The following is a 24,313-nucleotide window of genomic DNA, read 5'->3' on the forward strand; positions in this document are numbered from 1 at the left end:
TTTACGAAAATGATCGATGGCAAAACAAGACTGATCGCTCACGTCGGCTATCCGACGGAATCGTTCAAGTCCTCGATGATCTACAATCCGTTTTTCGAAAAACGGAAGATCAATGCGTGCGTGGTGCCGATGGGCTGCAAAGCTGAGGATTTTGAGGCGTTCCTGACGCTGGCCTTCAGGCTCACCAACATGCATGGCGCCCTCATCACGATGCCGCATAAGGTAACCACGCTTGCGCTGGTGGACGAGGCTTCCGTGTCGGCCAAGATCGCCGGCGCCTGCAACGCGGTGCGGCTCGATGAGCGAGGCCTCTTGATCGGCGACATGTTCGATGGCGAAGGCTTTGTGCGCGGTGTGTTGAAAAAGGGCCGGGCCGTGGCGGGAGCGAAGGTCCTGGTTTTCGGTTGCGGCGGCGTCGGCTCGGCGATCGCCGCGTCCATCGCAAAAGCGGGGGCCGGCACGCTTGGATTATACGATGCCTTCCACCAGGCCGCGGATGGGCTGGCCGGGCGCCTCAAGGCGCATTATCCGAACCTCGCCGTCAGTGCGGGTTCTCCGGACCCCGCAGGCTACGACATCGTCATCAATGCCAGCCCGCTCGGGATGAAGAAGGACGATCCGCTGCCGATGGATGTCGATCGCATCGCTGCGTCAGCCTTCGTCGGTGAAGTCGTCATGAAAGAAGAGATTACGCCGTTTCTGGCCGCGGTGCGGGCGCGCGGCTGCGACTATCAAGTCGGCACCGACATGCTGTTTGAGCAGATACCGGCCTATCTCGAATTCTTCGGCCTTGGCACGGCCACATCGGATGAACTGCGCCAGGTCGCGCAAATACATTACTGAGCGGGAAGGCTGGGACGAGCTCGCTTCAAGGTCAAAACCGGAGTGACAAAATGATACGCTCGATTGCGACAGTTTCGATCGGCGGGGCTCTCGACCAGAAACTCAAGACCATCGCCGCGGCCGGTTTCGACGCGGTAGAAATCTTCGAGAACGATTTTACCTGCTTCGACGGCTCGCCGCGCGATGTTGCCCGGATGTGCGGCGACCTCGGCCTGAAGATCTGCGCCCTCCAGCCGTTTCGCGATTTCGAGGGGATGCCTGAACCGCAGCGCAAGCAGGCCTTCCGCAGGGCCGAAAAGAAATTCGACCTGATGGAAGAACTCGGCACCGATCTGTTGCTGGTGTGCAGCAACGTGTCGCCCGTTTCGATGGGCGGAATCGACCGTGCCGCCGAAGATTTTCACGAGCTGGGCGAGCGGGCAAAGGCGCGGGGCTTACGCGTCGGATTTGAAGCGTTGGCCTGGGGGAGCCACGTCAACGATTACAGAGACGCCTGGGAGATCGTGAGGCGGGCAGATCACCCCTCGATCGGGGTCATCCTGGACAGCTTTCACACCTTGGCGCCCGGATTTCCCGTCGCTGCCATCGAATCGATACCTGGAGACCGAATATTTCTGGTTCAGCTCGCGGACGCTCCGCAGCTCGATCTCGATGTTCTCTCGTGGAGCCGGCACTACCGATCTTTTCCCGGGCAGGGGAATCTTCCCGTCGCCGACTTCATGCGCGCGATAGACGCCACCGGATACAAGGGGCCGCTCTCTCTCGAAGTCTTTAATGACCAGTTCCGCGCTCAGTCGACGAAAGAGGTTGCGATCGACGGGATGCGCTCGCTCATGCTGCTTGGCAATGAGCCCAACGAGCAGGCGGCCCCCGCGCTGCGGACCCGATCGAACGTCTCCGGCGTGGCGTTTGTCGAGTTCGGCGTCGACCCGGCGCACGCTGCGGGGCTGGCGCACCTGTTTCAAGGACTTGGCTTCACGCTAACCGGCCGTCACCGCTCCAAGGCCGTTGAACGCTGGTCCCAAGGCTCCATCAACCTCTTGATCAATTGTTCTGAAAACAGCTTCGCCCGGTCGCATTACCTGACGCATGGCTCGGGCGTATGCGCGATCGGACTGGAAGTTGACGACGTTGCTACCATGATGAGCAGGGCGGAGGCCTTGCAAGCCGCCGCATTCCGACAGCCGGTCGGAGTAGGCGAAATGACGATTCCGGCAATCCGCGGCGTCGGAGGAAGTCTGCTTTACCTGCTGGAGCCAGGATCGTCGAATTGGGACGTCGATTTCGTCCCGGTGCTCGGCGAAAATCGCCGCGGGCTGTTAAGCCAGATCGACCACATATCGCAATCGATGCAGTTCGCAGAGATGCTCTCGTGGGAGCAGTTCTATGCTGCGTTGTTTGACGTTCGGAGATCGCCGCAATTCGAGGTCGCCGATCCGCTCGGACTCGTGAAAAGCCAGGTTCTTCAGAATCAGGACGGATCGCTTCGTCTCGTTCTCAACGCTTCGACGGCCTTGCAGACGATGTCGTCGCGATTCCTGTCCGAATTTTTTGGCGCGGGCGTGCAGCATATCGCGTTCGGCAGCGACGACATTTTCGCGTCGGTGTCGGCCATGCGCGCAGCCGGCGCAACCTTCCTGAGCATTCCGCAAAACTACTACGATGACCTTGATAGCCGCTACGAGCTCGATCCCGATCTGCTAGCGGCGATGAAGCAACATGGGATCCTCTACGATCGCGACGGCGAAGGAGAATTCTTCCAGGTCTATACCCACGCATTCGAGGAACGGTTCTTCTTCGAGATCGTGGAACGGCGCGGCTACAAGGGATTTGGCGCGCCAAATGCAAGCGTCCGTCTCGCCGCGCAGACCCGGGAAGCGCGGCCTCGCACAATGCCCCGGACCTGATGAGAAAGATCCGGCAAACCGAACTCGCGGCGAAACTGAAAGGAACGTCAGAGCCGCCGCATCAACTCGCGATCTCAGCCCATCAGCGAACGACTTATTTGCCCTTGCTCTGTTGCGTCGCGCTGTAGCAGGCGGGCGAGGACGCATTCTGCTGATTGCAGGTGGCGGGGTTGGTCGGGCTGCCGGCTGCCGCCGCCGTTGAACTGCCCTCGGGCGCCGCCTTCGGCTTGCTCTCGTCGGTGACGGGCGTGCCACCGGAAATGCGGCCGCTCGACTGCTTGACCCAGACCTCGGAGGCCTGCGCCGCCGAGATCGAGAGTATCAGGACGATCATCACCCCGGAAATCGTCCCTCTGTTTTGCACGTCCGTCACTTCTTCATCCGTCTGCCGATCCACACAGGCGCAATTTAACGCACCCGCGTGAGTTATGTGAGTCCGGAAATCTGTTCACGCAGAGGTTCTGGCGTGAACACTGTCATCACCAAGTCATCAATGGCGCGCCAAGGCGCCAGTGTCCCGGTTCTGACATTCGTACGATATCGCGGCGGGCACTTTTACGAATGTCAGAACCGAAGGGACACTCGCAACCATACGATTCTAGTGTGGTTTCTGACGTTCCTTCGAAGAACTCGCGGCGAAACTGAAAGGAACGTCAGTGTCGCCACACTAGTCCGAACGGACTAGTCAATAAGCCCCCGCGGAAAGACGCAATTCCAGCGCTTTTGCCATCATCACTCGGCTTGACTTTGGGTGTGGCTGCTAAAGCGCTGGCGTCACGATGGACAGCGACGTACCGCGAATTGAGTCTTCGAGGGACATCTATTCGATTCTCGATTCTAGACGCGGCAACATCGTGTGTACCGGTGTGGTGCGCGTGGAGAACTCGTTTGGGATGATGGCGTGGAGCCGATCTAGGTGGCGCGCCGCAGGCAAGTAGATTCAGGGGGGACGTCGGGTTGGGTCCATAACCTCTTCGGAAATTGAGAATTGCCGGGTGCAACAGCGTCCTCGAGCGAGGGGTACTGGCCTGGCGATCCACGGGCTGGAGGCAAAAGCAACCAGCTTTTTGAAGCGAGAAGATTGCCACAGGAGTGATTGCAATGAGAGGACAGCATGCTGCCGTGAGGCCCTTCGATGTCAGTCGGATCGAAGGGGAAATCCAGGACGCCGTGCAACAAAGGTCACCGCGCATCCAGGCGGTGGGGCCGATGCCGCGGGCTCCGGTAGTTCCAGACTATGTCAGCCATCGCGACGACGTAAGCGAGATCGGCAAGCTCTCGGCCGAGGCCCTTGTCAGGGAATATGAGGTAACTGCGAAGGAAATCGAGGCGGTGGGCGAATTCGTCAAGGACATGGCCCAGCGCTGCGAGCAGCTCACCAACTCGGCTTCCGTCATGCTCAAGGAAATCAATGCCACCGCGGCGCGCTATCGCAAGGAGGGCAAACGCATCTTCAATGAAATTGAATCCTGCTCCAGCGCGACGGACGAAGTCCGGAAATTGTGCGAGACATTTCGCGACAAGATCGCGGCGAAAACCGCCGAGGGAGGGGCATGATCCTGTACTGGGTGGTGCCGTACCTCTTGGTCGCGGCACCATTCGTCATCGTGCTGTTCGCAATCGTGCTTGGCGGTTGTGCGATGACGAGGACGGCGGGGGATCAGGCCTATCAATCGCGGTTCTATTCCGACCCGAATAGCAGAACCGGCCAAGAGCTGGTGAACGAGTTGGAGCGGCGCGAGGCCCGCGCAGAACTGCGACGCATCATTGACGAGGCGCAGCGATGATCTGTGAGTCTTGCCGACGCGATGTGGATTACGTCAAGGCATCGTTCTGGCATGAGGACGCGATGATATGCCGAGAGTGCTTCGCGCAATGGTGCGATCCCGATAACTTCTACGCCAGCGCGGGCGACGCGGCGAGCGTCGGAAACTATGTACGCCTCCAACATGGTCTTCCGCCGCTCGCCGCTACGCTGGCGGTCCTGCTGCTGGCCGGCACGCCGACAGCGCACGCGTCTCGCCATTGCCTCGACCAGGCCGAAGCAGCGAGGACATGGCCGACGCGGACGCTCGTGAAGGATGGCGACGGATGCTGGACTTACGACCGTCATCCGTCCCGCGCGCAAGTACTTGTCGCGGCGCCGGAAATGCCCGCGGTCCCCGATACGCCCGTACCCGTGGGGGAGATAACGATGGCGGATCGCTGGGATGACGTGGGCAGGCTTCGGCTCGAGCCGCGTGAGCTCGAGCCGAAGCCCGTTTCGCAGCCGCCATCGCAGTCTGGGCCGTTCGAAAGCACAGGGCAATTCGCGCTGTTCATCTGGATCGTGCTTGCAATCACGTCCGTAGTCGAAGTTGCGACCGGCGGCCGCACTAGCCGGGCCCGGCGCCCACGATGGCCGGCTCAGAAAGCCCCTGCGGATTCGACCACAGCTGAAGCTCTCAGCGGGCCGTTTCGTCCTGGAGCAATATCGGCAGCCCGGCCTGCTCCTCGCTGGGCTGATCGAACAGGTGGTGGTTAAACGCCCAGATCGCAGCCTGTGTACGATTGTTGGCGCCAATTTTTCTCAAGATAGCCTTCACATGCGCCTTCACGGTCGGTTCAGCGATGCTGAAGAACCGTGCGACCTGCTTATTCGAGTCGCCCCGTACGATGCGTTCAAGGATTGCGATCTCTCGTGCGGACAGCTTCATGAATTGAGGCTCGTCGGCGGCATCCCACAGCATCTCGCTGCTCAGGGGAGGTGACAACCGCTCTTCGGCCTTTGGCTGGATTTCCAGCGGCCAGAGACGGGCATCTATGAGAATGAGCTTACCATTGATGACCGCTTGCAGCGTGTTGACGAGGTCATGGGGGCTAACGGTATTGAAGAGCGCTGCGTTTGCTCCGTCATCCAGCGCACTCGCGAGCGAGCCCGGATTGCTCTCGTCAGCGACCGCCACGATGAATGCGAGCGGATAGCGGCTTCGAATCTTGCTGCAGATGACGGCTTGGTTCGCGTCCATCGCCACGATGAACAGAACAGGTTTGTCATCGGGGATTCCGGTGAGGTCCTCCAAGTCAATTGCGCAACCGTGGGCACGGAAGCGGGTCTTCGACAGTATTAGTCGAAGACCTTCCCGGAACAGGCCGTCACTTTGCAGGATATAGGTCGGTACAGCAGACTCACTCGACATATCCTAGCTGCCACTCCAATGAACACAGTACCTCGTCACCAGCAGCCTCCCCGGCTGTCGGCGCCGGGCATCAACCTACATTCTAGGATATATTCAGTAATAACCTAGATAAATTCTAGTGCCGGCCTTGTTCCAATGGAACTTGCAGCCCGGTTCCAGTGGCCGCCCCGGGGACTCGCGAGCCGGAACCACCTTCTTCTGACCTCCAAAAAGGACTAATCCGAATTCGCTGCGTTGCAAGAACCTCAGTTCCCGCAGATGGTTCCCAGTGACGACGTCAGACCCCGATCTTTTTGGGCGGCGGGAATGCCTAAGCGCGGTCTTTCCGGGCCAGTATCGGAAGATGGGCGGAAGGTGGTAGGACATCGCTCACCGTAATCTGCCCAACGGCGTCTTCCCACTTTACCACTTAGATGAAGAACGACGAGATCCTCGCCCAGATATCGGAATTCTGCCGAAACGCCGATATGGCCGAATCGACGTTCGGGCGGCGGGCGGTCAATGACGGCAAGCTGGTGCACCGCCTGCGCGAGGGCAAGCGCATCACCATCGATACGCTTGAGCGCATCCAGGCCTATATGGCGGCATCGATGCCGGGGGGCATGACGCCACGCCCGCGCGGCCTCGAAGTGGTGCCGGAAAAGCGCGATCCCAGGGGCAATTTCCGCTTCTTCGAGAACCGCCAGAAATACCTCCTGTTCGTCCACACCTGTAGCGAGAAGCGGGTGGTCGCGGAGCGGGTAGCGCTGGAGCTGTCGGCGATCCATCCCCGCCCACCGGCGCTGCGGGTATTCGATGCCGGCTGCGGCGACGGCACGGTGCTGGCGCGGGTGATGCGATCGATGCATTCGCGCTTTCCCCACATGCCTTTTTATATTGCGGGCAAGGAGCTCAGCCTCGAGGACGTCCGCCTGACGCTGGACAAGGTGCCGGACCGGCTGTTCGAGCACCCGTCCACCGTCTTCGTGTTGACCAACATGCATTATGCCGAGGCGCCCTGGCTGACGCCGGCCTCGCCCGCGGCTGCCAGCGGCATGATCTGGCACGAGGTCCCGCTGCGAGGGGCCGCTTCGGGCGATTTCGAGGCCCAAATCGCCGAATTGGGGCCATTTCTGGAGCAGAACTGGCGGGCCAGCGTCTCGCCCCGTTCCGGCATGCCCAGCTATGAGCGCCCCGTGGCGCTGGTGCTGTATCGGGAAGACCACCGGTTTTTGCTCGATTCGATCATTCCGAGGGCCGGCCGGGTCGAGGCCAATTTCGACCTGATTATCGCATCCCAGCCATACCGGGCCAAATCCAGCGTCAATTTCCGCGCCAAACGCATTATTGCGCCCTTGGGGAGGGCCTTGCGGGCGGGGGGCCGTTTGATCGGAATCCACTCCCACGGGCAGGACCCGGGATTGGAGATTATCCAGGCGGTATGGCCGGGAGAAAATCCTTTCGCCGTGAGCCGTCATGAGCTATTGCGCGCGGTGAAATACGAGCTCGGATCGGCCGGGCGCGACCTTAACTTTAACGCCTATGCCGATAACCGTTCGATCTTCCGTTATGATATGGAAGCGCTGCCCAACGAGGTCACCGGCTCGATCGGAACCTCGACGGCCTTTGCAGCATGGAATGCGGCGGTGTATGTCGCACAGATTGAAGACGACCGGTTGACGGAAATGACCCAGAGTGGCCGTTATCTCGACGCCGTCAGAGAGGTTCTGCGCAAGCATAACGGACTCTGGTTTTACGACGAATCCTACGTCATCTCGCGCCGTCGGGATTGACCAATCAGGAACATTTAAAAGCACCGCCGAACATCCGGCGGAAAAAGGGGCTACCTAGATGCGCGCGTCTTACCTGTTCACCTCAGAGTCGGTTTCCGAGGGTCATCCCGACAAGGTCTGCGACCGGATTTCCGATGAGATCGTCGATCTGTTCTACCGCGAAGGCCCGAAGGCTGGCATCGATCCCTGGGCGATCCGGGCGGCCTGCGAAACGCTCGCCACCACCAACAAGGTGGTGATCGCCGGCGAAACCCGCGGCCCGAAGTCCGTCACCAACGACCAGATCGAGAGCGTGGTGCGCGCAGCCATCAAGGACATTGGCTACGAGCAGGATGGCTTCCACTGGGAGAACTGCGACATCGACATTCTCCTGCATCCGCAGTCGGCCGACATCGCGCAGGGCGTCGACGCGCTGCAGCCGGGCGTGGCCAAGGAAGAGGGCGCGGGCGACCAGGGCATCATGTTCGGCTATGCCTGCAACGAGACACCCGACCTCATGCCGGCGCCGATCTTCTACGCCCACAAGATCCTGCGCCTGATCTCGGAAGCGCGTCACTCCGGCCGCGAGAAGGTGCTGGGCCCGGACTCCAAGAGCCAGGTCACCGTGCAATACGAGAACGGCAAGCCGGTCGGCGTGCGCGAGATTGTGGTCTCGCACCAGCATCTGGTCGAGGACTTGAGCTCGACGCAGGTGCGCGAGATCGTCGAACCGTATGTGCGCGAGGCGCTGCCGAAGGAATGGATCAACGGCAAGACGATCTGGCACATCAATCCCACCGGCAAGTTCTACATCGGCGGTCCCGACGGCGACACCGGCCTCACCGGCCGCAAGATCATCGTCGATACCTATGGCGGCGCGGCCCCGCATGGCGGCGGCGCGTTCTCCGGCAAGGACCCGACCAAGGTCGACCGCTCGGCCGCTTACGCCGCGCGGTACATGGCGAAAAACATCGTCGCCGCCGGTCTTGCCGACCGCTGCACGTTGCAGCTCGCTTACGCCATCGGCGTGGCGCGTCCGCTGTCGATCTATATCGACACGCACGGCACCGGAAAGGTGCCGGAGGACAAGCTCGAGAAGGCAGCAGCCGAGGTGATGGATCTCACCCCGCGCGGCATCCGCACCCATCTCGACCTCAACCGTCCGATCTACGCGCGCACCTCGGCCTACGGCCATTTCGGCCGCACGCCGGACAATGAAGGCGGCTTCTCCTGGGAGAAGACCGATCTCGTCGAGCCGCTCAAGCGCGCGGTGTGATGAGTATTAGTGTGCTGCGACACATTTAAGTCGTCATGGCCGGGCTTGTCCCGGCCATCTACGTCTTTCTTGTAGCGGCCAAGACGTGGATGTCCGGGACAAGCCCGGGCATGACGAGGAGCTAATCAGTCCGTTCGTTGCAAAGCGGCGTTCGAACGAGGACCAAAAGGACAACCACATGACCGCCACCGCCAAGAAGCCCGGCTTCACCGACTACATCGTCAAGGACATTTCGCTCGCCGAGTTCGGCCGCAAGGAACTCTCGCTGGCCGAGACCGAAATGCCCGGTCTGATGGCGACGCGCGAGGAATACGGTCCGAAGCAGCCCTTGAAGGGCGCGCGCATTGCGGGCTCGCTGCACATGACCATTCAGACCGGCGTGCTGATCGAAACGCTGGCTGCGCTCGGGGCCGACATCCGCTGGGTCTCCTGCAACATCTATTCGACGCAGGATCACGCGGCCGCCGCGATCGCCGCGGCCGGCATTCCGGTGTTCGCGGTGAAGGGGGAGAGCCTCGCCGAATACTGGGACTACACCGCCAAGCTGTTCGACTGGCATGGCGGCGGCCATCCCAACATGATCCTCGATGACGGCGGCGACGCCACCATGTATGTGCATCTCGGCCTCAAGGCTGAGAACGGCGACGCGGCGTTCCTCGACAAGCCCGGTTCGGAAGAAGAGGAAGTATTCTTCGCGCTCTTGAAGAAGCAGCTCAAGGAGAAGCCGAAAGGCTACTTTGCAGGCATCGCCAAGTCGATCCAGGGCGTCTCGGAAGAGACGACCACGGGCGTGCATCGTCTCTACGACATGCAGAAGGCCGGCACGCTGCTGTGGCCCGCCATCAACGTCAACGACAGCGTCACCAAGTCGAAGTTCGACAACCTCTATGGCTGCCGTGAATCGCTGGTCGACGGCATCCGCCGCGGCACCGACGTCATGATGTCGGGCAAGGTGGCGATGGTCGCGGGCTTCGGCGACGTCGGCAAGGGCTCGGCGGCCTCACTGCGCCAGGCCGGCTGCCGCGTGATGGTTTCCGAAGTCGATCCGATCTGCGCGTTGCAGGCGGCGATGGAAGGCTATGAAGTCGTCACCATGGAAGACGCCGCACCGCGCGCCGACATCTTCGTCACCGCGACCGGCAACAAGGACATCATCACCATCGAGCACATGCGCGCGATGAAGGATCGCGCCATCGTCTGCAACATCGGGCATTTCGACAACGAGATCCAGATCGCGGGCCTGCGCAACCTGAAATGGACCAACATCAAGCCGCAGGTCGACGAGATCGAGTTTCCCGACAAGCACCGCATCATCCTGCTCTCCGAAGGCCGCCTGGTGAACCTCGGCAACGCGATGGGCCATCCGTCCTTCGTGATGTCGGCTTCCTTCACCAACCAGACGCTGGCGCAGATCGAACTGTTCGCCAACAACAAGGACGGCAAATACAAGAAGGAAGTCTACGTGCTGCCGAAGTCGCTGGACGAGAAGGTGGCCCGCCTGCACCTCGCCAAGATCGGCGTGAAGCTGACGACCCTGCGCAAGGACCAGGCCGACTATATCGGCGTGAAGCAGGAAGGCCCGTTCAAGTCGGATCATTATCGGTATTGAGATCGACGCCTCTCTCCGCAGTCATTGCGAGCGCAGCGAAGCAATCCAGCAAGGCCACCAAAAGACTCTGGATTGCTTCGTCGCTCCAGCGCAAAATTGCTTTGCAATTTTGTCGCGGGCCCCTCGCAATGACTCGCCTAGTTCAGTGCTGGGCGGCAGCGGGCTCTGCAACAACTGGGCTTTCAAGGGCTGTAAGCGGACTTTCGGCCCATTTCACAGCAGGGTCATCGCAGCTTATGCATTGGAGTTCGGTGCGGCCTGAGATAGCGACAACCGGTTCCAACAGTTTTCCGCATTTGGCGCAGCGCGTGATGCGTTCCATGACAGATACTCCCTGTGTTCGCCCCAACTCGGAACCGGCATTTTTGTTCCACTCGCGTGTTGAGATTTGATCCTGGGGCTTTTGCTTTGGAGCGCTGGGTGCGAGCGGGAGGGTCGAAATCGGGCAGTTATTAACGATGCGCTAAGCCACCGGCTGCATCTTGGCCCATCAGGACCATAACGCCGCCGGTGGCCAGGCATGACGTCGATCGATCAACCTGTGAAAGCTCCGGCCGGAGAGTCTTTTGCGCGCCTGCTGGACCCGGCACGCCTCAAGCTGATCGCGCGGTGCTCGATCGTCGTCGCGCCTGTCATCTACCTCTGCGATCTCCTGCAACAGACGCGCCTCGATCTCACCGACGGCGTTCACCGGCCGTTCGGCGACGATTTCATCAACTACTGGTCCGGCGCCTGGCTCGCGCTGCACGAACGGGCGAAGGGCGTCTACGATTTCGACGCCTTCCATCTCTTCGAGACCTCGGTGGTCGGATCGCACATCGATCCCTATCACTACTCCTACCCGCCGGTGCTGTTGCTGCTGACGGCGCCGCTTGCGCTCATCCCCTACGTGCCCGCGCTCGGCGTCTGGCTGGCCGCGACCTGGTATGCGTTCTATCGTGCGTTGAAGGCGGCAAGCGGCGAGGGCGCACTTCTGCTGTCGCTGGCGACGCCGGCCTTGTTCGTCAATGCGGTCGGCGGACAGAACGGCGCGTTGACCGCGGCGCTGTTGTGCGGCGGATTGGTGCTGCTCGATCGCCGGCCGGTCGTGGCCGGCCTGCTGTTCGGCTGCCTCGTCTACAAGCCGCATCTGGCAGTGATCCTGCCCTTTGCGCTTGTTGCGGGCCGGCGCTGGCTGACCGTCGTGACGACCGGCACGACGGCCGTGGTGCTGGTAGCCGTGAGCGTGACGCTGTTCGGGATGCAATCCTGGCTCGATTATATCCACAACCTCGGCATCCTGCGCGCCGCGATTCTCGAGGATGGCACGGGCGTCTGGCACCGGATGGTGTCGATGTTCGTGTTTGCGCGGCGGCTCGGCGCGGACGTGCAGACGGCCTATGCCGTGCAAGCCGTCTTTGCGGTAGTGGCTGCGATCGTTGTCGCTCGATCCTGGTGGCGCGACGACGCGGCGCCGGTTCGCAACGCGCTGGTCGTGATGGGCACCTGCCTGATCACGCCCTACTTGCAGGACTACGACCTCGTGATGAGCGCGTTCGTCGCGGTCTGGCTCAAGCAGGCCGGCGAACGACACGTGAGCGTTTCGCCGACCATGATCGCAGCCGGCATGGCCGCGATCATGCTGGCGCCTTTCTTCGCCGCACCGCTCGCAAAGGCCACGGGCCTCGTTTGGGCGACGCCGGTTCTTGTCGCGGTGTTCGCATTGCTGGTGGCCCTGATGCTGGCGCCGCCGAAGCATACGGTTCAGACCTGATCATTATCCGCAGTGCGGAATGACAGGGGACATTTCGCACGTCGCGCCTTTTGCTTTAGCGTTGATTTTCGTTCCGCTTTGCGTGCTAATCGGCGCTCATGGAAACGACCCAGAAGACGGAACATTTTGACGTCGTGATCGTCGGCGCCGGTCTGTCCGGCATCGGCGCGGGCTATCACTTGCAGCAGAAATGCCCGGGCAAGAGCTACGTCATTCTCGGGGGGCGCGATTGCATCGGCGGCACCTGGGATCTATTTCGTTATCCCGGCATCCGCTCCGACAGCGACATGTTCACGCTCGGTTATTCGTTCAAGCCGTGGACCGATCCGAAGGCGATCGCGGACGGGCCGAGCATTCTCAATTACGTGCGCGAGACCGCAGCCGAGAACGGCATCGACAAGAAGATTCGCTTCCGCCATCGCGTGAAGCGCGCGTCATGGTCGACGCCGGATGCGCGCTGGACCATCGAGGCCGAGCGCGGCGAGGGCACGGGCGACATCGTTCGCTTCACCTGCAATTTCCTGTTCTCGTGCTCCGGCTACTACCGCTACACCGACGGCTACACGCCGGAGTTTGCAGGGAGAGACGATTTCAAGGGCCAGATCCTTCATCCACAAAAATGGCCCGACAAGCTCGACTATGCCGGCAAGCGCGTCGTGGTGATCGGCTCGGGCGCGACCGCCGTGACGCTGGTGCCGGCGATGGCGGAGAAGGCCAGCCACGTCACCATGTTGCAGCGTTCGCCGACCTATGTGGTGTCGCGTCCGGCGCAGGATAAGCTTGCGATCTTGCTGCGCGAGAAGTTCGGCAAGAGCATTGCCTATCATGCGATCCGCTGGCGCAATGTGCTTCTGGGACTGGCGTTCTTCCAGTTCGCGCGCCGCAGGCCGCAGCGGTTCAAGCGGATGGTGCTCGGCGGCGTCCGCATGGCGCTCGGCCCCGACTACGACATCGCGAACTTCAACCCGAGCTATAATCCCTGGGATCAGCGGCTGTGCCTTGTGCCGGACGGCGATCTCTTCAAGTCGATCAGGGAAAAGCGCGCCTCCGTCGTCACCGCCGGGATCGACCGCTTCACGATGCGCGGCATTCGCCTGAAAGACGGCAGCGAACTTCAAGCCGACATCATCGTCACCGCGACCGGCCTCGTGTTGCAGCTTCTGGGCGGCATGGAGACCGTGGTCGACGGCCGCACCATCGATTTCGCCAAAACCATGAACTACAAGGGCATGATGTATTCGGACGTGCCAAATCTCGCCTCTGCTTTCGGATATACCAACGCGTCCTGGACGCTGAAGTGCGATCTTACCTGCGAATATGTCTGCCGCCTGCTCAATTACATGGACCGGCACGGCTACAAGCAGTGCGTGCCGCACAATGTCGATCCTTCCGTCGAGCAACTGCCGGTTCTGGATTTCTCGTCGGGCTACGTGCAGCGCGCGTTGCCGATGCTTCCAAAGCAGGGCTCCAAACGGCCGTGGCGGCTGTTCCAGAACTACGCTTTCGACATCGTGACGTTGCGCTTCGGCAAGGTCGATGACGGCGTGATGAAGTACTCCTGACGGAACTTAAGGCATTCGACGATTAGGCATGCGTTGTTTTGCGTATACGTAACCGGGTTCGAATCGGCGAAGATGGCAAACGGTTAACGCCGAATTAATCGGTGGAACCTAGAATCAGGCGGTCGCTTTGAAGGCCGCATGAGGAAGCCCATGGACGCCCAGCGAATTGCTATCGATGCCGTTGTTGCGTTGACCGATTGCGACCGTGAAATGGTCGCGGCCTTCATCCGCCGCTTCTATCTGGCCGGCGTCAAGGACCCGAAGCGCCTGACCTTCAAGGGCCTGCAGGCGATCTCGCAGGGGTAGCGGCTCACCTCGTTCCCCGGATGCTGCGCAGCGTGCAACGATGCGCTGCTGATCCGGGGTCCCATACGTTTGTCGACGGTCCCGGCTCTGCATCGCACCACTTCGTGATGCGACGCGTCCGGGACACGATACTTCCTCACTTCTCCGGTTCGCCGATGTTCACCTTCAGCGTGCCGACGCCGTCGACGCCGCACTCGATCTTGTCGCCGGGATGAAGCTGGGAGACGCCCGCCGGCGTGCCCGTCATGATGATGTCGCCGGCGGCGAGCTTCACCTGCTGCGACAATTGCCAGATGATCTCCGGCACGCTCCAGATCAGTTCGGTGAGGTCGCCCTTTTGCGTTTCCTTGCCGTTGACGGTCAGCCAGATCTTGCCCTTGGAGGGATGACCGATCTTGGCGGCCGGCTCGATCGCCGAGCACGGCGCGGAGTAGTCGAAGGACTTGCCGACTTCCCACGGCCGCTCCTTCTTGCGCGAGGCGATCTGCAGGTCGCGGCGGGTGAGGTCGATGCCGACGGCGTAGCCATAGACATGCTCGAGCGCCTTGTCGGCCGGAATGTTCAAGCCACCGCTCTTCATGGCGACGATCAGCTCGACCTCGTGATGCAGGTCCTTGGTGAGCGGCGGATAGGGGACGGTCGCACCATCGCCCACCAGCATGTCGGCGTGCTTGGCGAAAAAGAACGGCGGCGCCCGCTCGTCATTTCCCATCTCGCGGATGTGTTCGAGATAGTTGCGTCCGACGCACCAGATGCGGCGGACCGGATAGGCCTTGGTGTCGCCGACAACGGGCAAGGAGGGCTGGGGCGGTAAGGGAATGACGTAGGAAGTCGCGGTCATCAAGCAATCTCGGGGTTGGGGTGACAAAATCGGGTTGTTTTTACGCGTTTGTGCCGGGCTGCGCCAGCGCCCAACCTGGCCGTTTGGGCCCTTGATGACGCTTCGCCGGCGTGGTGGAATCGGGGCTTGGTGTAACCCCGCGGTCGACGTAAAGGAACGGCCGGTTTTTTCCAGAGCTCGTCCATGTTGAAAACACTTCTCGCCCCGCAATTCATCGGCCTTTACGTACTGGCGGCGTCGACCGTGTATGTGCATTTCCGCGGCCGAGAGCGGCTCCGCCTCGGCCGTCAGCTCGGCGATCACTCGACCTACCTCGCGCCTTACAATGTGCTGATGTATGCGGGCTCGGCCGTTCCGAACCAGCCGGTGATCCCGCTCGAGCAGTTTCCCGAACTCGCCAAACTGCACGAGAACTGGCAGACCATCCGCGACGAGGCGACGCGCCTGTTCGACGAGGGCTTTATCCGGGCGGCCGCCAAGAACAACGACTGGGGTTTCTATTCGTTCTTCAAGAGCGGCTGGAAGCGCTTTTACCTGAAATGGTACGACGATTTCCTGCCGTCGGCGCGCTCGCTGTGCCCACAGACGGTGGAGCTTCTCAACTCGATCCCGAGCGTTCATGGCGCGATGTTTGCGATGCTGCCGCCCGGCGGCAAGTTAGGCGCACATCGCGATCCCTTTGCCGGCTCGCTGCGCTATCATTTAGGGCTGGTGACGCCCAATTCGGACAAATGCCGCATCCTGGTCGACGGCGTTCAGTGCGTCTGGCGCGACGGCGAAGCCTTCATGTTCGACGAGACCTTCATCCACAGCGCGGAGAATGCGACCGACGTCAACCGCATCATCCTGTTCTGCGACGTCGAGCGTCCGATGAAGTACGGCTTCATGACGGCGATGAACCGCTGGGTCAGCCATCACATCGTCAAGGCGTCGGCGACCCAGAACGTCGAGGGCGAGCATATCGGCGTGCTGAATAAAGTATTCGGCAAGCTCTATGAGGTGCATCTGCTCGGCCGCCGCATCAAGGACTGGAACCGCAAGGTGTATTACGCGCTGAAATACACGCTGACCTTGGCGGTGCTCGGCCTGATCGTGGTGTCGGCGTTCCGCTGATCTGCTCACCTCTCCCCGTTTACGGGGAGAGGGGGCGCAGCTTTACCGCCGCTTCAGTTACACCGAATCAATTCGCGCCTTATTCGGCCGCGCTGATCTCGGCCAGATAACCGGTGTCGCGCTGTTGCAGGCGGAAGAACGAGGCATAGCGGCCGCCGCGGCGTAACAACTCCTCGTGACGGCCGCGCTCGACGATCTCGCCGCCTTCCACCACCAGAATGGCGTCGGCATGCATGATCGTGTGCAGGCGATGCGCGATCACGATGGTGGTGCGGTTCTGGCACAGATGTTCGATCGCTTCCTGCACCTGCTTTTCGGACTCAGAGTCGAGTGCGGCGGTCGCCTCATCCAGCAGGATGATCGGTGCGTTCCGCAGTAGCGCGCGCGCGACCGCGATGCGCTGGCGCTGGCCGCCCGACAGCTGCGTGCCGTGTTCGCCGACCGGCGTGTCATAGCCGAGCGGGAAGGCCATGATGAAATCGTGAGCGCACGCCGCCTTCGCGGCTTCGACGATTTCTTCTTCGGTCGCGTTTTCCTTGCCGAAAGCGATATTGGCGCGGATGTTGTCGCGGAACATATAGACGTCCTGGCCGACATAGCCGATCTGGTGCCGCAGCGAGCGCCGCGACACGTCCGAGATCGGCTGATCGTCGATCAGGACCGCGCCGTCCTTGACCTCGTAGAAGCGCAGCAACAGCGCCAGCACCGTCGACTTGCCGCCGCCGGAGGGGCCGACGAGGGCGGTCATCTTGCCGGGCTCGGCGACAAAGCTCATGCGGTTCAACACCGGCTCGTCCGTCCGATAGGCGAACGAGACGTCCTTGAATTCGATCCTAGCGTCGGAGAGCTTCAGCGCCGGCTTGTCGTCGTCCGCCTTCTCGGTCGCGGGACTGTCGATGACTTCGAGCAGCATCCGCGCGCCGACCAGCTGGCTGTTGAGATCGATATTGAGCCGTGCCAGCCGCTTGGCGGGTTCGGTGGCCATCAGGAAGGCGGTCATGAAGGAAAAGAACGCGCCGGGCGTCGCATTGAGCGCGACCACGCTGTAGCCGGCATACATCAGGCAGCCGGCGACGGCAAAACCGCCGAGCATTTCCATCAGCGGGTTGGAGCGGTTAGACACCCGCGCCATTTTGTTGGCGTTGCGTTCGACGGCCGCGATGTTCCCGTCGATGCGCTTCTGCATCGCCCCTTCCAGCGTGAATGCCTTGACGGTGCGGATGCCTTGCAGGGATTCCTGCATCGTCTCCATGATGCTGGCGGTGCCGGTAAACTGCGTGTGCGCGAGGCCCTTGATGCGCTTGACGAGCTTTCGCAGCATCAGCATCGCCGGCGGCACGGCGACGAGGCCGATCAGCGACAGGATCGGGTCCTGGCTCACCATGACCGCGATCATCGCCACCAGCACCAGGAAGTCGCGCCCGATCGCGTTGATCAGCATGTTCAACAGGTCGGTGATGGATTTGGCGCCGGCGGTCATCCGCGCCAGGAATTCCGAGGAATGCCGCTCGGAGAAGAAGCCGACGCTCTCGTTCATCAGCTTGGCAAACAGCTGGCGCTGGTTATAGGCGAGAATGGCGTTCGAGATCTTCGACAGGATCACGGTGTGGCCGTAGGTCCCGATGCCCTTGACGAACAGCAAGAGCACCGTGACGCCGGAGAGAGTGGCGATGCCGGCGACGTTCTTGTTGACGTAGGCCTGGTTGATCACCTGCCCGAGCACGTAGGTCGCGCCGGCGCTGGCCGCTGCCACCACGCCCATCAGCGCAAACGCCGCCAGGTATTGCCGCCAGTAGCCGAGGCCCTGTTCCACCACCAGGCGGCGGATCAGGATCGCCGCGCCATAGGGATCATCGGTGATTTTCTTTGGAAATTCGGCCATCCGCATTCCATTGACGTCGGGCTGCGCTTGTCGGTTTGCCCGCACTTAAGCCGATTTTCAAGCTAATTCGGCTTTGAAAAACCCGACCTAACCGCTTGATTTTTCTAGGCCGAACCAGTCGCCTCAACCCTCAAATCGGCTTCGCCAAAATCTCCGCCACGAAAGCATCGAGGTCGCCGCCCGCAAACAGAAAGCCGGGCAGGCGAGCTGCTTCCGCCGCCTCGATATCGCTCTCGCGGTCGCCAATGACAAAACTGCCGTCGCGCCGCACCGGCCAGTGCGCCATCAGATCGAGAATCATGCCGGGCTTGGGCTTTCGCCAGTGATGGTCTTCGAGATAGCCCGCAACCGTTCCCTTCGGATGATGTGGGCAATAGCGGACGTCGTCGATCCGTGCCCCCCGTGCGGCGAGCTCGCTGCGCATCCAGTCGTGCAATGTGTTGAGTTCGTCTTCGGTGAAGAAGCCGCGGGCGACGCCGGATTGATTGGTGAAGAAGAACACGAAGTAGCCGGCGTCGTTCAGCCTTCGGATCGCCTTGGCTGCATTCGGCATCCAGCGAATGCGGTCGCGGGTAGCCACAAAGCCGTCGTCATGGTTGATGACGCCGTCACGGTCGAGAAAGGCGGCCGGCCGCGGCGACGAGCGAGCAGGGGATTCGCCGCTCATGTCAGGCTTGCGACCCGTGCGATAACGTCTGCTCGATCACTTCGCAGATGCCGTGCGCAAAGGCCATGTGGATCTGCTGGATCACCGCGGTGTCGTCGCTCGGCGCCACCAGCAGATGATCGCAGGATGCGCCGAGCGCGCTGCCTTTGGCTCCAGTAAAGCCAACTGTGACCAGTCCTTGGCTCCGCGCTGCCTTCAGGCAGCTAAGAATGTTCGGCGAGCGGCCTGATGTCGTCATCGCGAGCAGAACGTCGCCGCGGCGGCCGAGCGCTTCAACCTGACGGGAAAACACATGCTCGAAGCCGTAATCGTTGCCGATGGCGGTGAGTGCCGAGGTGTCCGTGGTCAGCGCGATCGCCGCATAGGCCGGGCGGTCTTTCTTATAGCGGCCGACGATCTCGGCGGCGATATGCTGGGCGTCAGCGGCGCTGCCGCCATTGCCTGCGATCAGGAGCTTGTGGCCGGCGCGCAAGCTGGCTGCGATCACCTCGGCGATCTTTCGCGCCACCGCAAGCAGGCTCGCGTCGCCGCTCGCGCGCTCCAGCGCCTCGCGCGACAGCGCCAGATGGGCGGCAATCGGATCTTTCGAAATCTGATTCAAGCGTCACCGCTAACGTGATGGTCTATCTTGGTAATCGGGGTGGTGAGTCCGTGCAAGCACACATCATGCTTAATCCGCAGCCTGAGCCACAAGCCTCATCACCTCATCGGCCACGTCGGACGCCGGAATGTCCCGCATGCAAGCATGATCGTTCATGGTGCAGACCGGGCGGTGACAGGGTTGGCAGGGCACCGTGGTCCTGGTTCGAATGGTGGCCGCAAGGCCGTTGATCGGCGCCCAGTGATAGGGGCTGGTCGGGCCGAAAATGCCCATGGTCGGCGTGCCCAGCGCGGCCGCGATGTGCATCAGGCCGGAATCGTTACTGACGGCGATGTTCGCGGCGGCCATCGCCAGAATGCCGTTGCGCAGGTCCGTTCCCGTGAGGTCGCGCACGCGCGATCCGCCGGCCGCGACGATCTCGGCTGCGATGGCCTTTTCGCCGGGGCCCCCGACGACCCAGACGTCCAGCCCGTGCCTGGCCAGATGCCGGGCGGCTTCCGGGTAATAGGTCCAGCGCTTCGACGAGCCGACCGAGCCCGGCGCCAGCGCGACCGCGCCGCCCTGGCCGAGCTGATCTGCTTGCCGGAAGCGCATCGCTTCCTCGCGCGGCACCCGCAATTGCGGAACCGGCCATTCCGCCGGCAACGCGGCCCCGTCGGGCAGGGCCAACGCGGCGTTCTTGTCCAGAAATCTGGGCAGGCGTTTCTCGCCCCAGCGCCATCGATTGAGGAGGCCAAATCTTGCCTCGCCGACAAAACCTATTCGCTCGGGGATTCCGGCAAGGGCCGGCGCAATCGCCGACTTCCAGGTCCGGGGCAGCACCAGCACTGTTGCGTAATTGCGCGCCTTCAGTTCCGCGGCGAGGGCCCGCTGCTTGGCCAGGGCCAACCGCCCGCGCGGCAGGTCAAAGACGATGCCGGCACGGACACCCGGCATGTAATCGACCAGCGGCGCGCACAGGCTGGTGGTCAGGAGATCGACCGGCCGGTTCGGAAAGCGCTGGTTCAGCACCCGAACCACGCTGTGGCCACGGACGAAATCGCCGATCCACATATAGGGGACGATCAGGATCGGCCTGACGTCCTCGGCATCCTCTACGGCCACGGAATGGTCTGAATCATTGTTCATAATTTGATGGGTATCGCCCATGTCCGTTTCGGTAACGGCTCTGTTCGGGTAGGTAAAGCCTCGCTTTAACCTTCACTATATCGCCTTCCCCAAGTTGCTTGACCGACCCGGTTAAGGCAATGCTGGGGCATCAAGAACAGGGTGCATCGAATGCTGCTGGTGACCGGGGGGGCCGGTTTTATCGGGTCGAATATCGTGGCCGCGCTCAACGACGCCGGCCGCACGGATGTCGCCGTCTGCGACGTGCTCGGCCATGACGGCAAATGGCGCAATCTTGCCAAGCGGCAGCTCGCCGACATCGTCCCGCCGGGCGAGCTTGCGGCCTGGCTCGACGGCCGGCGCCTCGAGGCGGTCATTCACATGGGCGCGATTTCGGAGACGACCGCAACCGACGGCGACCTCGTGATCGAGACCAACTTCCGCCTCTCCGTCAGGCTGCTCGACTGGTGCACCGCGCATGCGGTGCCCTTCATCTATGCGTCGTCGGCGGCGACCTATGGCGATGGCGCGCAGGGTTTCGCCGACGATCCGTCGCTCGCCGCGCTGAAGACCTTGCGGCCGATGAACCTCTACGGCTGGAGCAAGCACCTGTTCGACATGGCCTTGATCGAACGCGTCGCGCGCGGCGACAAGCTGCCGCCGCAATGGGCCGGCCTCAAGTTCTTCAACGTGTTCGGGCCCAACGAGTATCACAAGGGCACGATGATGAGCGTGCTGGCGAAGCGTTTCGACGATATCAAGGCTGGACGCACCATCGAACTCTTCAAGTCGCACCGCGACGGCATCGCCGACGGCGATCAGCGGCGCGATTTCATCTATGTCGACGACGTGGTGCGGGTGGTGATGTGGCTGCAGGCTGCGCCCTCGGTTTCCGGCCTGTTCAACGTCGGCACCGGCAAAGCGCGCAGCTTCAAGGATCTCATGCTCTCGGCCTACGCGGCGCTGGGACGGAAGCCGGATATCCGCTATATCGACATGCCCGCGTCGATCCGCGACAGCTATCAGTATTTCACCGAGAGCAAGGTCGATCGGATGCAGCGTGCCGGCTATAACGGCGGCTTCACCGCGCTCGAAGAAGCGGTCGGCCTTTACGTCAAGGGTTATCTCGATTCGCCCGATCGCTATCGCTAGGTAACGGCTAACCGATGTTCGATTTCGACTCCTTTCACCGCGCGATGGCTGGCCAGACCGTGCTTTGCATCGGCGATCTCATGCTCGACGAATTCGTCTACGGCGAAGTGTCGCGGATTTCGCCGGAAGCGCCGGCGCCCGTCATCGCAGCCAAGCGCAGCGAGACCAATATCGGCGGCGCAGGCAACGTGGCGCGCAACATCGCCGCGCTGGGCGCCAAATGCATCTTCGTCGGTCTGATCGGCGAGGACGCCGCAGCCGCGGAACTCAAGGCGGCGCTGGCGAAGGAACCTCGGATCGAGAGCGTTCTGGTTGCGGACGGCTCGCGTCCGACCACGCGCAAGGTGCGGTTTGTTTCCGAGCATTTCCTCACCCACATGCTGCGGGCGGATTGGGAAATCACCCATCCTGCATCCGGCGCGACCGAGCAGAAGCTGATCGATACGATTCTGCCGCTGATCCCGCGCGCCGATATCGTGCTGTTGTCGGATTATGCCAAGGGTGTGCTCACCGCGCGCGTGATCCGCAATGTCATCGACGCCGCGCGCAAAGCTTCCAAGGCCGTGATCGTCGATCCCAAAAGCGCCAACTTCGCGATCTATCGCGGCGCGACCTTGCTGACGCCAAACCGGAAAGAGTTTTCGGAGGCGACCCGAAGCCGCGCCGATTCAAGCGAGAGCATCGCGATGGCCGCGCAGGACGCGATGCTATCAGCCGATTGCGAGGCCATCCTGGTGACGCAAAGCGAACGCGGCATGACGCTGGTTCCGCGCAAGGGCGAGGCCGTCCATGTTCCGGCTTTCCCGGTCAAGGTGCGCGACGTCTCCGGCGCCGGCGACACGGTGGTGGCGGTGTTGTCGGTGGCGCGCGCCGCAGGAGCCGATTGGGAAGACGCATTGCGATTGGCCAATGCGGCGGCGGCCGTTGCCGTAGCCAAGAAGGGCACCGCGATCGTGACGCCGGCCGAATTGCGCCGCCAGATCCTGCCGCATGCCTCGCTCGCGGCTGAAGAAAAGATCGTCGCCTCGGGCGGCGAACTTGAAGCGCGTCTTTCCGATTGGCGCAAACAGGATTTGCGGATCGGTTTCACCAATGGTTGTTTCGACATCCTGCATCCCGGCCACGTCAAGGTGCTGACGGCCGCGCGCGGCGCCTGCGACCGCCTGATCGTCGGCCTCAACAGCGATGCTTCCGTCAAGCGGCTGAAGGGCGAGGGACGGCCGGTGCAGACCGAGCGCGCGCGCGCCGAGGTGCTGGCGGCGCTGGAGGCGGTGGATCTTGTTGTCATCTTCGAGGAAGATACGCCGCTGAAGCTGATCGAAGAGATCAAGCCGAGCGCGCTGGTGAAGGGTGGCGATTATACCCGCGAGCAGGTGGTCGGCCACGAGATCGTCGAGGCGCATGGCGGGCAGGTGATCCTGGTCGAGGTGCTGGCGGGATTTTCCACGACCTCGCTGGTGGACCGCGCACGCGGAGGCAAGGCGTGACTGCCGCCGCAGAGCCGATCGGCACGCTGTTGTGGAAACGTTGGCGGGATCCGGCGGCCTGGATGACCACGGCCGACATCGTAACCGTGCTGCTGGCTCTGTCGTTGCCATGGTCGACGTCGCTGGTCGGAATCTTCGGCGTCGTGCTGGTGCTGGTGATGCTGCCGACAATTGACGCAGCCGCGTTCATCGCCTCGCTGAAACGCCCGGCTTGCGTGGCGCCGATCGCGCTGTTTGTGCTCGCTCTCGCCGGTACGCTTTGGTCGGATGCGAACTGGGGGCTGCGCTTCCATTCGGTCGCGCCAACCGCCAAGCTCCTGCTGTTGCCGCTGTTGTTTGATCACTTCGAGCGTTCGCGCCGGGGCCTGTGGGTGTTCACGGCGTTTCTCGCTTCATGCGCCGTGATGGTCGTGGCGTCCTGGATCGTCGCCTATTTTCCCGGATTGACGCTCAAGGCCCCGGGCTATGACTCGCGCGGCGTTTTCGTCAAAAACTATATCGACCAGAGCCAGGAATTCGCGCTGTGCGCGGTGGCGCTCGCTTTTCCGATTGCGACGATGCTGCGCGAGAAGAAGCTGGGGCTGGCACTTCTGCTTGGCGCGCTCTCGCTCAGCTTTCTCGCCAACATGGCTTTTGTCATCGTCTCGCGCACCGCGCTCGTCACGATCCCAATCATGCTCGCGGCCTTTGCCGTGTTGCATCTGCGGCTGAAGACCACGCTCATGATCCTGTGCGCCTGCGTCGTGGCAGGCGCCGTCGTCTGGTTCGCCTCGCCGCAACTGGAGACGACCGTCGCGACGTTCCGGCAGCAGTACCAGGATTATATGGCAACGGGATCGACGACCTCGATTGGCCAGCGGCTGGAATACTATCGCAAGTCGCTGCATTTCTTCGGCGAGGCGCCGGTGATCGGCCACGGCACCGGATCGATCGAGGGGCTGTTCGTTCAGGCGGCGGTCGGGCAAACCGGCGCTGCCGCCGACGTCGTCAGAAACCCCCACAACCAGACCCTGAACGTCGCGGTGCAGTGGGGCGTGCTCGGCGTCATTGTCCTCTATGCGATGTGGATCGCCCATCTGATGCTGTTCCGCGGCGAGGGGCTTGCAAACTGGATCGGACTGTTGGTCGTGGTGCAGAACATCTTCACCTCGCTGTTCAACTCCCACATTTTCGATTTTCACGAAGGCTGGATGTATGTGATCGGCGTCGGCGTCGCCGGCGGGCTAGTTGCTAAAGCGCGCGGGCCGGCCCAGGCGCCTATGGTCAACTCCTGAATG

The 24,313-nt window shown here is 62.0% G+C and carries 21 protein-coding genes; 14 read left to right on the top strand and 7 right to left on the bottom strand.

Annotated features, from left to right (window positions below; all coding sequences use genetic code 11):
* Nucleotides 1–9 precede the first annotated feature (9 nt).
* Entirely contained in the window at nt 10–843 is an 834-nt protein-coding gene (locus tag BUA38_RS25380) for a shikimate dehydrogenase family protein (RefSeq protein ID WP_072822221.1), read from the top strand.
* Between the two features lie 50 nt (nt 844–893).
* The gene (locus BUA38_RS25385; protein ID WP_072822222.1) at nt 894–2,750 is read left to right on the top strand and encodes a bifunctional sugar phosphate isomerase/epimerase/4-hydroxyphenylpyruvate dioxygenase family protein; all 1,857 of its coding nucleotides are present in this window, start codon (nt 894–896) and stop codon (nt 2,748–2,750) included.
* 94 nt (nt 2,751–2,844) lie between these two features.
* Here BUA38_RS25385 and BUA38_RS25390 read toward each other — a convergent pair whose 3' ends face one another.
* Nucleotides 2,845–3,123 carry a hypothetical protein gene (locus BUA38_RS25390; protein WP_156898720.1) on the bottom strand — a complete coding sequence of 93 codons (279 nt, stop codon included), beginning with the start codon at nt 3,121–3,123 and terminating at the stop codon, nt 2,845–2,847.
* 728 nt (nt 3,124–3,851) lie between these two features.
* Here BUA38_RS25390 and BUA38_RS25395 point away from each other — a divergent pair.
* Both BUA38_RS25395 and BUA38_RS25400 read left to right on the top strand, forming a co-directional pair.
* The gene (locus tag BUA38_RS25395) at nt 3,852–4,307 is read left to right on the top strand and encodes a hypothetical protein (RefSeq protein ID WP_156898721.1); all 456 of its coding nucleotides are present in this window, start codon (nt 3,852–3,854) and stop codon (nt 4,305–4,307) included.
* Nucleotides 4,304–4,537 carry a hypothetical protein gene (locus tag BUA38_RS25400; RefSeq protein ID WP_072822225.1) on the top strand — a complete coding sequence of 78 codons (234 nt, stop codon included), beginning with the start codon at nt 4,304–4,306 and terminating at the stop codon, nt 4,535–4,537. Before BUA38_RS25395 ends, BUA38_RS25400 begins: the two co-directional genes overlap by 4 nt.
* Before the next feature lie 657 nt (nt 4,538–5,194).
* Here BUA38_RS25400 and BUA38_RS25405 read toward each other — a convergent pair.
* Nucleotides 5,195–5,929 (bottom strand): response regulator transcription factor, encoded by a 735-nt coding sequence (locus BUA38_RS25405; protein WP_083587766.1) that lies wholly within the window; start codon nt 5,927–5,929, stop codon nt 5,195–5,197.
* A gap of 413 nt (nt 5,930–6,342) precedes the next feature.
* Here BUA38_RS25405 and BUA38_RS25410 point away from each other — a divergent pair, with 413 nt between their 5' ends.
* From BUA38_RS25410 to BUA38_RS37665, 6 genes are all read left to right on the top strand, one after another.
* On the top strand, nt 6,343–7,701 hold the full coding sequence (locus tag BUA38_RS25410; protein WP_072822227.1) for a hypothetical protein: 1,359 nt from the start codon (nt 6,343–6,345) through the stop codon (nt 7,699–7,701).
* Between the two features lie 58 nt (nt 7,702–7,759).
* Nucleotides 7,760–8,956 carry a methionine adenosyltransferase gene (metK, locus tag BUA38_RS25415; RefSeq protein ID WP_072822229.1) on the top strand — a complete coding sequence of 399 codons (1,197 nt, stop codon included), beginning with the start codon at nt 7,760–7,762 and terminating at the stop codon, nt 8,954–8,956.
* Between the two features lie 178 nt (nt 8,957–9,134).
* Nucleotides 9,135–10,565 (top strand): adenosylhomocysteinase, encoded by a 1,431-nt coding sequence (ahcY, locus tag BUA38_RS25420; RefSeq protein ID WP_072826425.1) that lies wholly within the window; start codon nt 9,135–9,137, stop codon nt 10,563–10,565.
* Nucleotides 10,566–11,085: 520 nt separating this feature from the next.
* Nucleotides 11,086–12,318, top strand: a complete 1,233-nt coding sequence (locus BUA38_RS25425) for a glycosyltransferase family 87 protein (RefSeq protein ID WP_083587767.1) — start codon at nt 11,086–11,088, stop codon at nt 12,316–12,318.
* Nucleotides 12,319–12,416: 98 nt separating this feature from the next.
* A complete protein-coding gene (locus BUA38_RS25430) occupies nt 12,417–13,880 on the top strand; it encodes a flavin-containing monooxygenase (RefSeq protein WP_072822230.1) in 1,464 nt (487 codons plus the stop codon).
* Nucleotides 13,881–14,018: 138 nt separating this feature from the next.
* Entirely contained in the window at nt 14,019–14,186 is a 168-nt protein-coding gene (locus tag BUA38_RS37665) for a hypothetical protein (RefSeq protein WP_172805950.1), read from the top strand.
* Nucleotides 14,187–14,322: 136 nt separating this feature from the next.
* On the opposite strand, the gene BUA38_RS25435 is transcribed toward BUA38_RS37665, so the two are convergent.
* Nucleotides 14,323–15,027 carry a fumarylacetoacetate hydrolase family protein gene (locus BUA38_RS25435; RefSeq protein WP_072822231.1) on the bottom strand — a complete coding sequence of 235 codons (705 nt, stop codon included), beginning with the start codon at nt 15,025–15,027 and terminating at the stop codon, nt 14,323–14,325.
* Between the two features lie 183 nt (nt 15,028–15,210).
* Between BUA38_RS25435 and BUA38_RS25440 the strand changes: the two genes are divergently transcribed.
* A complete protein-coding gene (locus tag BUA38_RS25440; protein WP_072822233.1) occupies nt 15,211–16,140 on the top strand; it encodes an aspartyl/asparaginyl beta-hydroxylase domain-containing protein in 930 nt (309 codons plus the stop codon).
* A 79-nt stretch (nt 16,141–16,219) separates the two neighbouring features.
* Here BUA38_RS25440 and BUA38_RS25445 read toward each other — a convergent pair whose 3' ends face one another.
* From BUA38_RS25445 to waaF, 4 genes are all read right to left on the bottom strand, one after another.
* The gene (locus BUA38_RS25445; protein WP_072822235.1) at nt 16,220–18,022 is read right to left on the bottom strand and encodes an ABC transporter ATP-binding protein; all 1,803 of its coding nucleotides are present in this window, start codon (nt 18,020–18,022) and stop codon (nt 16,220–16,222) included.
* Between the two features lie 130 nt (nt 18,023–18,152).
* Nucleotides 18,153–18,689, bottom strand: a complete 537-nt coding sequence (locus BUA38_RS25450; protein WP_072822237.1) for a D-glycero-alpha-D-manno-heptose-1,7-bisphosphate 7-phosphatase — start codon at nt 18,687–18,689, stop codon at nt 18,153–18,155.
* A gap of 1 nt (nt 18,690) precedes the next feature.
* Nucleotides 18,691–19,281: a D-sedoheptulose 7-phosphate isomerase gene (locus BUA38_RS25455; RefSeq protein WP_072826427.1), complete on the bottom strand. Its 591-nt coding sequence runs from the start codon at nt 19,279–19,281 to the stop codon at nt 18,691–18,693.
* 78 nt (nt 19,282–19,359) lie between these two features.
* On the bottom strand, nt 19,360–20,418 hold the full coding sequence (waaF, locus tag BUA38_RS25460) for a lipopolysaccharide heptosyltransferase II (protein WP_072826428.1): 1,059 nt from the start codon (nt 20,416–20,418) through the stop codon (nt 19,360–19,362).
* 150 nt (nt 20,419–20,568) lie between these two features.
* Between waaF and rfaD the strand changes: the two genes are divergently transcribed.
* The 3 genes from rfaD to BUA38_RS25475 are packed head-to-tail and all read left to right on the top strand — an operon-like array spanning nt 20,569 to nt 24,310.
* Nucleotides 20,569–21,549 (top strand): ADP-glyceromanno-heptose 6-epimerase, encoded by a 981-nt coding sequence (rfaD, locus tag BUA38_RS25465; protein ID WP_072822240.1) that lies wholly within the window; start codon nt 20,569–20,571, stop codon nt 21,547–21,549.
* 14 nt (nt 21,550–21,563) lie between these two features.
* Nucleotides 21,564–23,036 carry a D-glycero-beta-D-manno-heptose-7-phosphate kinase gene (rfaE1, locus tag BUA38_RS25470; protein ID WP_072822242.1) on the top strand — a complete coding sequence of 491 codons (1,473 nt, stop codon included), beginning with the start codon at nt 21,564–21,566 and terminating at the stop codon, nt 23,034–23,036.
* Nucleotides 23,033–24,310 carry an O-antigen ligase family protein gene (locus tag BUA38_RS25475; protein WP_072822244.1) on the top strand — a complete coding sequence of 426 codons (1,278 nt, stop codon included), beginning with the start codon at nt 23,033–23,035 and terminating at the stop codon, nt 24,308–24,310. Before rfaE1 ends, BUA38_RS25475 begins: the two co-directional genes overlap by 4 nt.
* The last annotated feature ends 3 nt before the right edge of the window (nt 24,311–24,313 follow it).

Source organism: Bradyrhizobium erythrophlei (assembly GCF_900142985.1).
Classification (GTDB): Bacteria; Pseudomonadota; Alphaproteobacteria; order Rhizobiales; family Xanthobacteraceae; genus Bradyrhizobium; species Bradyrhizobium erythrophlei_B.